Genomic DNA, 11,286 nt, shown 5'->3' on the forward strand with positions numbered 1-11,286 from the left:
CAATCGCCTGATCTTGCAGCCAACGGCCGAAGCCAATTTTTACGGAAAAAATGATCCTCAACGCGGCATTGGGTCTGGATTGGCAAACACCGAAGTAGGGCTCCGATTGCGTTATGAGATTGTTCGCCAATTTGCCCCTTACATTGGGGTTAGCTGGAGCCGCTCCTACGGCAATACGGCAGACCTGGCCAGCGATGAAGGAGAGGATGCGAACGAGGCGCGATTTGTCGCCGGTATTCGGATGTGGTTTTGAGGGCCTGACATGAAAAGAACATTGAAAACATTGACTGCTGCCGGGGTGGTCGCCGCAATAGTAGGTGCCGGCGTGGTGTATTTTGGTGTGATCAATGTTGGGGCGGATGATCCGCATTTCGGCCCTGTTCACTCACTTCTTTCCACTGCTCGGGATCGCTCGATTGCTGTGCGCTCACGCGATATTAAAGTCCCCGACCTGAGCGAAGAAGCTCTTATCCGCGCAGGTGCTGGCAACTACAACGCTATGTGCATCGGTTGCCATCTGGCTCCGGGTATTGCAGGAACCGAGTTAAGTAATAGCCTATACCCTGCACCTCCGAATCTTTCAAAACTGGGCGTTGATGGAAACCCTGCCGCAGCTTTCTGGATCATCAAGCATGGAATCAAATCCACAGGCATGCCCGCTTGGGGTAAAAGCATGGCCGATCCCTACATCTGGGGAATGGTCGCTTTTCTCCAGCAGTTGCCTTCATTGGATGCAGCGCAATACAGCGCACTAGCTACCAGCAGCGGTGGTCATCAACACGGTGGCGGCGAGAGCAAAATGCATAACCATGAAGGCCAGCATGAGGGCCAAAAAGGGGCTGCCGCTGGGCATCATGATGCAGGTGCAGCCGAAGAGATAGCCGAAGCAGGCGACCATCATGGCGAGAGAAACAGCGCCCATGCCCATGAGGCGGCCTCAGCGCCTTCTCAGGATGAAAGTACCGAACACGCCCATCCTCAGGTTGTGGAGGCGTCACATGACGCTGCTGCAACTCCGGCCGTTCAGCCAAAAACTCATACCCACGCTGATGGGAAGGAGCATACCCATGCGAAATAACTTTCTTCGTCCCGGTCGGGCACTTCGCCTCGCTGCATTCGCGGCTCTGTTTATCAGTTCAGTTGGTCATGCAGCAGAGTCGCTGACGATCGATGTCCATCGTGACGCTAACTGTGGATGCTGCAAGAAGTGGATCCAGCACCTTGAAGCTAACGGCTTCACCGTCGTTGATCATGTAGAAACCAACATGAGCGCGGTCAAGCAGGATCTCGGTGTTGCTCCACGACTCTCGTCCTGCCACACAGCAATGATCAACGGAAAGTTTGTTGAAGGTCACGTGCCCGCCGAGCAAATCATTGCGATGAGCAAACGTGACGACCTCCTCGGGATCGCCGTTCCTGGCATGCCGGCTGGCTCGCCAGGCATGGAAGTCAACGGAAAACATGATGCTTACCAGGTAATCGGCCTGACCAAAGCCGGCACGGATCAGGTCCTTGCTGAATACCCTGGAAACTAATCACAAGCGCTCATAACCCGAACGATGGCAAACCGGTCGAACCGGCGTTGGCAAAACCCTCAAGTATCTAGGTGCGCAAAGCACCGCAAAGAAATTGGGGGGGCGGCGCGCGAATAGCACATCATGGCCTAGCATCAATAACGATGCCTCCGTCAGATGCCGAACGACGATACCTGTGCAGTCGGCACGGACAAAAGCGGAAGTGGGCCGAGCTAGAGAATGAAAAGCTGGGTTACAGCAGAGACCGTGCGCTGGGCAGGTCATGCATGGGTAGGTCCCGGTATCGGCGTCTTTCATGGCCGCGCTGGTCATCAGGAATGGCACCTTCATCAAACGCATCAGATCTCAGTTGGCCTCGACTCAACTGTATCGGTTCAAACCCCAATGGGTATTCAAACAGGGGGGGCCATTTTCATTCCGGCGAGCTTGAAACACCGGCTGAGCGCCGGTCAAGTTCTGTCGATCCATGTGGATGCGCTTTCCGAGGAAGCCCGTGCTTTGCACGGGTGCCGAAGAAGCGAGGGTGATTGGGATCACTCCGGCGGACGTAGCGCCGATTATCGACGCGCTGCACGCGACAGGACACACTGATCTCCAGGTTAGGACTGGGGTGCGCAGGCGCTGCAACTCCCCGATCTCCCGCCTCCAGATCCTCGCTTGATCAAGGAAATTGAGGCGCTGCGCAGAGGCCAGATGGGGCGCAGAGAATTGGCCGCGGTCGTGCATCTATCCCCCCACGCGGTTTTCTCATGGGTTCGTGTAGCAGACGGGCTGCCGCTTCGCAGTTACGCGAGATGGTTGCGTCTCACGCAAGCCCTGCAGCAGTTGGCCAAAGGTGTACGGCTGACCGACGCGGCCCATGAGGCGGGCTTTTCAGACTCTGCTCATTTCTCCCGGACATTCCGGGCGCTACTGGGTATCGACCCGTCATCCGCCTTGGCTGAAGTTCTTCTCCAGGAGGTTTAGCTCTTTCGTTCAAGTCGAAAGCTGGCCTCTCCACATATTGTGATGGTTTCATATCCAGGAGCTGAGCAATGTCTTCCTTTCTCCGATTCACCTTAATCCACTCGTGTTTGGCAGCTCTGCCGCCTTCATGATCTGGGCGCTGTATACCGACGTACCGTATTGGCCCATGATTCCCCTGGTTGCTGCGGTGGGACTTTTGATCATTGCTGGTTTGGAGCGCATCCAACCTTTCCGCGAAGCCTGGCTTGAGGATCATCAAGATACCGTGACAGACCTGCTACACATGCTGGTGAACCTTTCCGTCATTCAATTCACAGCTGGCATCCTGGTCAAGCTTGGTGATGCGGTGTTAGCTTCGGCTCGTCTCTTTCCGATCGAGAAGCCCGCTGTGGCTGCAGTTGCTACTGGTCATCGCCGTGCTCGATCTGAGCCTGTATGCCATGCACCGCATCAGTCACCGAGTGCATTGGCTGTGGCATTTTCACATGCCACATCACAGCGCCGAGCGGTTGTATTGGGTGAATGGGGAGCGACGACATCCGTTGCACGCTATGCTTATGGCGGGTCCGGGTCCGGGGCTGGTGATCCTGTTCGCAGCAGGCGCACCCTCCGCAGTTGTGGCCATCTGGTTTGGAATTCTAACAGTGCACTTGGCCTTCCAACTTTCGAACCTGGACTACCGGCATGGATGGTTGCGCCATATTATCGGAGTGGCCGAAATTCATCGCTGGCATCACAAGCGCGACTTTGAGGATGCCCAGGTCAACTATGGTGAGTTTCTGATGGTGTGGGACCGACTGTTTGGCACGTTCTACGACAGTGTGGGGAAACGAGGCCAAGCCGAGGTCGGATTGCATGAAAAGGATTACCCCAAAAATTACCTTGGACAGCTCATCGAACCCTTTGAGCATGACCGTATAGAGAAAGGCTAGTGGGTACCCTCGCTTTGCAGCTACGCAAACTACCGGGCCACACTAAAGGTAAAACCAATCAAGCGTGATCCGAACGGCATGCTGTGTGTAGCAGTAACTACATCCCATGCTCAGGGAGAAAAAAAGGCGCCACAAGGGCGCCTAAGCCGCCTCCCACCAAAGGAATAACAAGGAGACGGGTTGTACCTGGTGAGCGAGCATTTAATGACGATTGCTAACGCTCGATTTAGAGAAGTTGCAGTGGGTACTCCACTATCAGACGTACCTCATCCAAATCAGATTCGAAATCGGTAGCTCGGGTCGTCATTTGGCGCACCCGCAAAGACATGTCTTTCAGAGAGCCTGACTGGATGATGTACTTCGCCTCAATGTCACGCTCCCAGCGCTTTTGGTCCTGCAGTGGGGTGCCATCAGCTCCTCGGCGCATATAGACACTGTTCGCATTGGAGTAGTCAGCATCCCAGCCTTTCGCATAACGAGTCATGAAGCTTAGGCCAGGAATTCCGAAGGGCTGCATATTCAAGTCATAGCGAAGCTGCAAGGATTGCTCTTTCGGGGAGTTGAAGTCGCTGTATTGGATAGAGTTATCCAGGAAAATCGAATCCGACTGGCGCAGGTAATCAAAATCGTCATTCCCATTGTTCCGCTGGTAGCCAACGGTCACCGTGTGAGCGCCGAACTGGACACCTGTCTTACCGCTCCAGATATTGTTATCGAAGCTGCCCAGCAGCTTTTTACCCTCGTCGACCGCACGGTAGTAGTTCAGGCCACCGATCAGCGCGACATTCTCGGAAAGTGGGTAACTTAGCGTGGTGCCTGCGTAATACTGGTTCCACACATCTTTGAAGCGGCTGGTATAGAGACTCACACCGATGTGTTCGTTGACGGTGTAATCGCCACCCAGGTAGCCGATCCAAGGCGAGTTAACAGGCCCCGCATAGAAGGTCGCGAAGTTTTCGCGCATATTGCTGGAGACCGGTTGGCTCATGGCGTGAAGTCGCCCGCCTTGTACCGTCAAACCTTCAATGCTGGTGTTTGTTGCGGTCACGCCCCTGAAACTCTCTGGAAGAAGACGGGAGTCACCAGCTGCAACCACCGGGTTCGCAGGGAATACGTCACCTATTTTTACAACCGTATCAAAGGCACGAACTTTAGCTGCGCCACCCACTTTACTGTATTCATCTCGAGCTTTTCCTTCACCGTCAACAGGAAGTACATCGAACGAGCTATGTCCACCATTGCGGCCGTCACCGGTATCAAGTTTTAGACCCAGCATGGCAAACGCGTCGACACCTACACCAACGGTGCCCAGAGTGAACCCGGACTCAAACTTACCTATAATGCCATGCGCCCAGGCTTCAGAGAAACCATTGCCCGTTGGGCTGGACTGACCGTTACGGTGGTCACGATTGAAGTAGAGGTTGCGGTTGAGAATGTTTAAGCTGCTCCCCTCAATGAACCCCTCTGGCTTTTGCTCAACGGCCATTGCTACCTGCCCCATACTCATGCCAAGGGCAATGAGGGAAAGACCATAAAAGCTTTTATTATTCATGTAACACTCCAGGCTATAGCTTGGCAGAGTTTCTATGTGAAATATTTTTATGATTATAGGAATGCAGGTAATTACCTAACGTTCCGTCGGTGATAATTCCACACGGAACATAACTGTAGCGTGACCTGAAAATTACTTTTGTGTCAGCGAGAAGTAATATTTATTCACTGCGTTTGGCTTGTAAGCGATCAGCCGCCATGAGGGCAGTTGCTGCCCAACACTTGGTACTCGACAGTATTGAGCTTGCCACTCGAGTCTTCGTAGGTCATACGCGAAGGGACCACCCCACAGTATCTGGTGGTTGGAGTCATACTGACCACTTTTGCGACGTCGAGGTTCAGTCCATACTTGTAGTGGACAACTTCAGGCACGGCTTTACCGTTTCTGATGGCATATTGCTCCATTGCCTGCTGGTTTTCTTGCATTATCCGACCGTATACGCGATCCCCTCCGCCTTCAGCCATGGCAAAGGAGGAAGCTGCCAAAATCGCGATAGCGATGCCTGCATTCAATATTTTCATGATTTTCTCCGAGCGCTATTTAACTTGTAATTAGATAGTAGACAGTGATACCTGTCAGAACACTGCCGCTAGCATTACTTATGTGTCAGGTATGACCTTGCTCTTAATGACATGCCTAGCAGCGCACCTATTATGGTTACGCTTTGTCAGCTAATAAGCTTTGGACGGTGCTAAACGCCATTCGCAACGAAATGCTAACCGACTAGAAGCTGACAGAAATGTAATATTAATCTCTGTCGACTGTCTGCCTAGCGTGGTCTAGGGTGAAATATGATCCCTTGGGTACGCATTTACCTGAACGCCATGAAACAGCATTTTGCGCGCATTACGTCTGGTATTTGTCTGCAATATCCTCATCCGCTATCAGTCCGAAATGATCAGCTGTTTTTTAATCGAAACTGTCTTGTGTCGATGGTCCCAACACCACTGCTAGCGTTGTCTTTCCTTGGATACAATGGAGAACATAGCTATGACCAACACCCCCGATGACCCCTCGCATGGGCACTCACCAACACCTGCTGCCTTGTGTTGAGGCGTGTAGCCACTGCCACAAAATTTGCCTGAATACAGCGATGACCCATTGCCTTGGGGTAGAGGGCAAACACCTTGAGGCCGAACATTTTCGGCTGATGATCAATTGCGCCGAAATCTGTCAGACGTCGGCTAACTTCTTATTGAGTGGTTCCACCTTCCACCACCACGTTTGCGGCGTTTGCGCCGAGATCTGTGAGGCCTGTGCCAAGAGCTGCGAACAGGTCGGTGATATGGAAGATTGCGTCAAGGCATGTCGCGAATGCGCAAAGAGCTGCCGCGAAATGGCTGGTGCCTAGGGTTAGTCGAGCCCCCATGTAGGTACAGAAATAGCGATTTCGGTGCGCGGGGGCAATGGTATGCACGTGCCACCCCTCCGGCCTCGAACAGGAGATTCACAATGTCACAGCATACCAAGCACAACCGCTCTAGCCGGTTCACTTTGCCGGTGAGGGCGGTAGCGATGGCTGTCGCGGTCATGGCAACAGCGCCGACGTGGACCAGTGCCGCAGAACCCGCGAAAGGCGAAACGATGCCGATGCCTTCCGAGGAGATGGATCCTTCGAAGATGGGCGGCATGAAACAAATGGGCGGGATGTCCATGACCGGCGATGTGGATTATGACTTCGCGGCCAATATGCGCATGCATCACCAGATGGCAGTCGAGATGTCGCAAGCTGAACTCAAGAACGGGAAAAATCCGAAGATGCTCCGTATGGCCAAGGACATAATTGCCGCACAGAAGAAGGAAATCGCCGTATTCGATCAGTGGATTAAAGCGAATAAAAAACCATGACTATGGTGATGCCGAAATCGGTCTGTGCGCTGCATCTTTGAAAGAAATAGTCGCGCCGGTTTGGACGGTAATTCGCTGCCGGTGCACATCACCTTGAACTGGTGCTGGACGAAAACTAAGCTCCGCTTGGTGCATAGATTTCCAGAACCATTCGAGATAGGCCAAAGGCCCGCAAGCAGCGGCACTGATCTGAGCCCGAGACGATGCTCTGATTCTATCACTGTGCCTTGAGAAGCCAAATCGCTTGAGAGCGGTAGAGACATTCCGAGACCAGAACGTGGGCCACAGCGTTCTGTCCGGGCTAATTTCGATGACCGCATGATGGTCAGTATTGCCCTGCCCGCGGGGCACTCTTCAATCTGCGGATGAGTGCCGCGTGGTCGGCGGGGTGATCATGCCCGCTGCAACGCTGGTTATGGCCGCCGGATCCGCGCAGAACTGGAGGCCCTCAGTTCACTGGCTAATGACGCTGGCGTCCGACAGCATCGGTAACAACTGGAGAGTCAGATGACAAGCAAGCAGGCTCAATGTCATGTGCTGGATTGCCTTATTGTCGGTGCAGGCCCTGCCGGGCTGACGGCAGCTATCTATTTGGCGCGGTATCGCCGACAGGTTCTACTGGTTGATGCCGGCCAGAGCCGGGCAGAGCTGATCCCGATCACCCACAACTATCCGGGTTTTCCTCAGGGTGTTTCGGGCGCCGAGTTGTTGACACGGCTACGCAAACAGGCAGAGCGCTACAATGTTTATGTCCGACGAGCCACCGTGAAAGCGCTATCAAAGCAAGGAGACGACTTCGTCGCTGATATCGATGATGACCGTGTTGTGGCGTCGACTGTGGTTCTTGCCACCGGCGTTCTTGATAAACACCCCGAGATACCTGATCTGCGTGAGGCCACTCTCGGTGGCTATGTGCGTTGGTGCCCGATTTGCGACGGATACGATATCATCGACCAGGACGTGGCTCTTCTCGCCTCCGCCAAGGAAGGTTTCGGGCATGCGCTATTTCTTCGCACCTACACCCGCCAGCTCACACTATTTGTGCAACCGGGCGGCAGAAATCTAGACAACGACGAACGTATCAGAATTGCACAGGCAGGCATCCGGCTCATCGAGGATCCGATCGCGCAAATCCGCACGATCCAAGGGCGTCGTGTGGCGCTACGCTTGGCTAGCGGCGGCGAACTTAGTTTCGACACCCTATACCCGATGCTAGGCTGCAACGCACGGACTGAGTTGGCGAAAAACCTCGGCGCAAACGTTGACAGCAATGGCGAGCTGTTGGTGGACACTGACCAGCGGACGTCAGTCCAGGGGTTGTACGCGGCGGGCGATGTAGTCAATGCGCTCAATCAAATGAGTGTTGGAGTCGCCCATGCGGCGACTGCGGCGACCGCGATACACAATGCCCTCAAGGACAACTATCGCTGACAAATTAATATCCAAGGACCGTCTGCTTCGGCCATACAGCGACAGCAAATACTACCCGCCGGTGAGATGCGGCTCGGACTGAGCCCCGACCTTTATTTAGGGATGTGGTCGGTAATGCTGCGCTACGTGGGGATAGCGTTAATAGCACCCTGGCGGCACGTGCCTGAGAAGCAAGGCTCCTGGGGCTGAGCGAACTGGTCCATTACTCCCCAATCCCCTCACACCTCAGAGCAAGGCCATCTGACCACCCGGCGGGCAGAAACGCGAGCAGTCCAGCTCGAAGTCCCCCCAGCTTGCGGATGGCCACGGCAAAGCGCTGGGCCAGCAGATCGGCGAAGGGCCCCGTTACGAATCCAGACGTCGTAAATGAGGTCATTGCACGATTCGTCGAACGGCGTTAACCCTTCTCTCAGCCGACAGCCACCGGCAAGTCGGTTTCTGGGAAAGGCAGCGCAGGGGCGTCTCGCCTGAGTCATTCATTGCCTATATCCGTGACCCACAGAATGCCCTTTAAAGAGAAGGACCTGCGCCAGATTTGATTGCGGCACTCGCATAAATAAATTCGTTTAAAAACATAAGTTTACAGAACGAATATCCTAATTTTACCTTGTCTCGGCATGGCCCCTTGACCTTACTGCAATGGCAAGGTCCAACCTTACGGTAGAAAGGTTCTTCAGGAGGTTGGTGATGGCCAGCCTATTCCCCCGTACCGCTACCGCCACGTCCAATCCTGTCCAGCAATGGACGCTCGGCGTAGCTGGCATGACCTGTGCCTCCTGTGTGGCACGTGTCGAGAAGGCATTGACCCGAGTGCCTGGTGTTTCCGCCGCCAGTGTCAACTTGGTCAGCGAAACGGCAACCGTCGAAGTTGATCTCAATACAGCGCTGACGCTGTTGCTCCAGGCCGTAGCGGACGCGGGCTACCGCGTGAAAGAAGACGAACTGGTCCTGGCCATCGACGGCATGACTTGTGCGTCCAAGGTCACGGCCTTACCGGGGCGAGGTTTGGCGGCCTCAGTGGCAGATTGCGATCTGCGTCTGGGTAGCTCGCGGCTGATGCAGGAGATTGGTGTGGACCTATCGCCGCTTGCGGTTCGTGCAGCAGCGTTGGCTGAAGCCGGCAACACCGTGTCCTGGCTTGTCGAGCTATCCGAGCGGCCACAGTTGTTGGGCCTGATTTTTCCTTCGGTGATGTGCTAACGCCCTCCGCATGGATAGCCGTGGCTCGGTTGAAAGAGCTGGGTATCCGTACTGTGATGATTACCGGCGACAACCTTGGAGCAGCCACCAGCGTGGCCAGGTTACTCGGCCTCGACGAGGTGCGCGCCGAGGTTCTACCTGGCGACAAAGCGGCGGCGGTACTGACACTGAAGGTCGACGGCGCAGTGGTGGCGATGGTTGGCGACGGCATCAACGACGCGCCAGCACTCGCGGCGGCCGATGTCGGCATCGCTATGTCGACCAGTACCGACGTGGCGATGCATACCGCGGGTATCACACTGATGCGCGGTGACCCAGCGCTGGTGGCGGATGCCTTGATGCTGTCCCGTCACACTTATGCCCAGATTCTGAAGAGTCCGCTCTGGGCCTTCGTCTACAACCTGATCGGTATTCCGCTAGCAGCAATGGGCGTGTTGGGTCCGGCAGTCCTGGTGCGGTAAGGGCGTTGTCCCAGTGTCTCAGTGGTGACTTACACCTTACTACGGAACTGTTGGCAGCCGGCACAACGAGAATAGGGCTGACTCGGTGGTTCAGCGAACAGGAGGATCTTATGAACATTGGTGAGGCGGCAAGTGTCAGCGGCTTGTCCACTCGAATGATCCGCTACTACGAGCGCATTGACCTGATCCCGCAGTCACAGCGCACGCTGTCTGGTTATCGCGTCTACGGCGAGCGCGATGTACACGTTTTACGCTTCATCCACCATGCACGAGATCTGGGGTTACCGATCGAGCGGGTTCGTGCCTTGTTGGCGTTATGGCGGGAGCGTAATCGTCCTGAGGACGAGGTTCAGGCCATTGCTCTGAGCAACATCGATGCGCTGAATGCGCGAATTACCACGCTTCAGGTCATGCGTGAGGCCCTGTCGTATCTGGCCGAGCATTGCGATGACGCTGAGCAACCACCAAGGCTGGTTTTGGATAACCCTTCTCCCATAACTTGCCCGAAAGGAGAACATCATGACTCGCAATAAACCCTCCATGATCCGGCTGGGCGTCGGTGCGGCCATTGTTTTGGCAGTTGCCTATGTCTTGTTCCCGGCTTTTCAAGTTTGGATCGTGGCGAACGCGCTGTTCTTGCTGTTGCTGCTCTGTCCGCTGTCCGCTGTCCGCTGTCCGCTGTCCGCTGTCCGCTGTCCGCTGTCGATGATGTTTTGTATGCGCGGCATGCACAAGGATGCGCCAACTACCGATGACACACTGAAGGTAAAACCGATCAAACGTGATCCGAACGATAGGTCGTGAGCTGTAACTATTTCCATGATCAACGAGTTGGGCCTGGCTGTTTAGTGAGTCCTTGTTTCTACACGAGAAGGTTCTTATTGACCTTCAGACTCTATCCGACGGGCTCTTCCTGACAGATTCGTAATTGTATAGCTCGTTACCAGTGACTAGACTCCTCGCATGAAACGCTATCTGCGGTGTTGCCTCATTTTCCTGATCAGCTTGGCGCTTCCCCTGAGCGGGATGGCGGGCATTCAGTCACCGACAGAACCTTGCCCGATGAAAATGGCGGGTATGGCGATGATGGATGACATGGGACCGGACTGCTGCCATGACATGAGCAGCTCCGCCGAACATGGAAAACCCTGCAAACCTGGCCAGGAATGCAGGAGCGCCAGTCTGCTACAAGTGTCGTTTGGGAAACCTGCCACACGTTTGTCCAGTCCGCAGATGCTAACAATCTTCAGCGACTCGTTGCCTACTCAAACCCCGCCCGGGGTGTGGCGACCGCCTCGCGTTTGATTCCTGTACCACACTGAGTTTCATCCTGCCTTAGCGGGATGGTATTTCTGCGTGCA

Annotated in this window: 14 protein-coding genes and 1 pseudogene; 12 read left to right on the forward strand and 3 right to left on the reverse strand. The window is 54.7% G+C overall.

Annotated elements, in window-relative coordinates; all coding sequences use genetic code 11:
• From VD17_RS29185 to VD17_RS32800, 5 genes are all read left to right on the forward strand, one after another.
• Positions 1-253 (forward strand): copper resistance protein B (locus tag VD17_RS29185; RefSeq protein ID WP_046056864.1); only part of this gene is annotated, 253 nt, incomplete at its 5' end.
• 9 nt (positions 254-262) lie between these two features.
• Positions 263-1,078 carry a c-type cytochrome gene (locus tag VD17_RS32005; protein ID WP_080932096.1) on the forward strand — a complete coding sequence of 272 codons (816 nt, stop codon included), beginning with the start codon at positions 263-265 and terminating at the stop codon, positions 1,076-1,078.
• Entirely contained in the window at positions 1,068-1,535 is a 468-nt protein-coding gene (locus VD17_RS29190; protein ID WP_046056871.1) for a DUF411 domain-containing protein, read from the forward strand. Before VD17_RS32005 ends, VD17_RS29190 begins: the two co-directional genes overlap by 11 nt.
• 693 nt (positions 1,536-2,228) lie before the next feature.
• Positions 2,229-2,501, forward strand: a complete 273-nt coding sequence (locus tag VD17_RS32795) for a helix-turn-helix domain-containing protein (RefSeq protein WP_259674612.1) — start codon at positions 2,229-2,231, stop codon at positions 2,499-2,501.
• Between the two features lie 416 nt (positions 2,502-2,917).
• Positions 2,918-3,433 (forward strand): sterol desaturase family protein, encoded by a 516-nt coding sequence (locus tag VD17_RS32800; protein WP_259674610.1) that lies wholly within the window; start codon positions 2,918-2,920, stop codon positions 3,431-3,433.
• 226 nt (positions 3,434-3,659) lie between these two features.
• Here the strand turns inward: VD17_RS32800 and VD17_RS29205 are convergent, their stop codons facing one another.
• On the reverse strand, positions 3,660-4,940 hold the full coding sequence (locus VD17_RS29205) for an OprD family porin (protein WP_440130590.1): 1,281 nt from the start codon (positions 4,938-4,940) through the stop codon (positions 3,660-3,662).
• A gap of 233 nt (positions 4,941-5,173) precedes the next feature.
• Complete coding sequence (locus VD17_RS29210) at positions 5,174-5,506, reverse strand: DUF2790 domain-containing protein (RefSeq protein ID WP_046056866.1); 333 nt, start codon at positions 5,504-5,506, stop codon at positions 5,174-5,176.
• 931 nt (positions 5,507-6,437) lie between these two features.
• Between VD17_RS29210 and VD17_RS29220 the strand changes: the two genes are divergently transcribed.
• Both VD17_RS29220 and VD17_RS29225 read left to right on the forward strand, forming a co-directional pair.
• Entirely contained in the window at positions 6,438-6,833 is a 396-nt protein-coding gene (locus VD17_RS29220) for a DUF305 domain-containing protein (protein ID WP_259674611.1), read from the forward strand.
• Between the two features lie 507 nt (positions 6,834-7,340).
• Complete coding sequence (locus VD17_RS29225; RefSeq protein WP_046056868.1) at positions 7,341-8,264, forward strand: NAD(P)/FAD-dependent oxidoreductase; 924 nt, start codon at positions 7,341-7,343, stop codon at positions 8,262-8,264.
• A gap of 225 nt (positions 8,265-8,489) precedes the next feature.
• On the opposite strand, the pseudogene VD17_RS32370 reads toward VD17_RS29225, so the two are convergent.
• A pseudogene (locus VD17_RS32370) lies at positions 8,490-8,607 on the reverse strand (PA0069 family radical SAM protein); the annotation flags it as partial.
• Between the two features lie 344 nt (positions 8,608-8,951).
• Between VD17_RS32370 and VD17_RS32935 the strand changes: the two are divergent.
• The 5 genes from VD17_RS32935 (at position 8,952) to VD17_RS32810 (ending at position 11,230) form a co-directional block, all read left to right on the forward strand.
• On the forward strand, positions 8,952-9,464 hold the full coding sequence (locus VD17_RS32935; protein ID WP_311132815.1) for a heavy-metal-associated domain-containing protein: 513 nt from the start codon (positions 8,952-8,954) through the stop codon (positions 9,462-9,464).
• Positions 9,465-9,484: 20 nt separating this feature from the next.
• The gene (locus tag VD17_RS32380; RefSeq protein ID WP_311132816.1) at positions 9,485-9,925 is read left to right on the forward strand and encodes an HAD-IC family P-type ATPase; all 441 of its coding nucleotides are present in this window, start codon (positions 9,485-9,487) and stop codon (positions 9,923-9,925) included.
• A 110-nt stretch (positions 9,926-10,035) separates the two neighbouring features.
• Positions 10,036-10,458 (forward strand): MerR family DNA-binding protein, encoded by a 423-nt coding sequence (locus VD17_RS29235; protein WP_046056869.1) that lies wholly within the window; start codon positions 10,036-10,038, stop codon positions 10,456-10,458.
• Positions 10,445-10,729 (forward strand): hypothetical protein, encoded by a 285-nt coding sequence (locus VD17_RS29240; RefSeq protein ID WP_046056870.1) that lies wholly within the window; start codon positions 10,445-10,447, stop codon positions 10,727-10,729. The genes VD17_RS29235 and VD17_RS29240 overlap by 14 nt, the downstream gene beginning before the upstream one ends.
• 159 nt (positions 10,730-10,888) lie before the next feature.
• Positions 10,889-11,230: a hypothetical protein gene (locus VD17_RS32810; RefSeq protein ID WP_080932098.1), complete on the forward strand. Its 342-nt coding sequence runs from the start codon at positions 10,889-10,891 to the stop codon at positions 11,228-11,230.
• Positions 11,231-11,286 lie beyond the last annotated feature (56 nt).

The sequence above is a fragment of the Pseudomonas fluorescens genome (assembly GCF_000968015.1).
GTDB classification, from domain to species: Bacteria; Pseudomonadota; Gammaproteobacteria; order Pseudomonadales; family Pseudomonadaceae; genus Aquipseudomonas; species Aquipseudomonas fluorescens_W.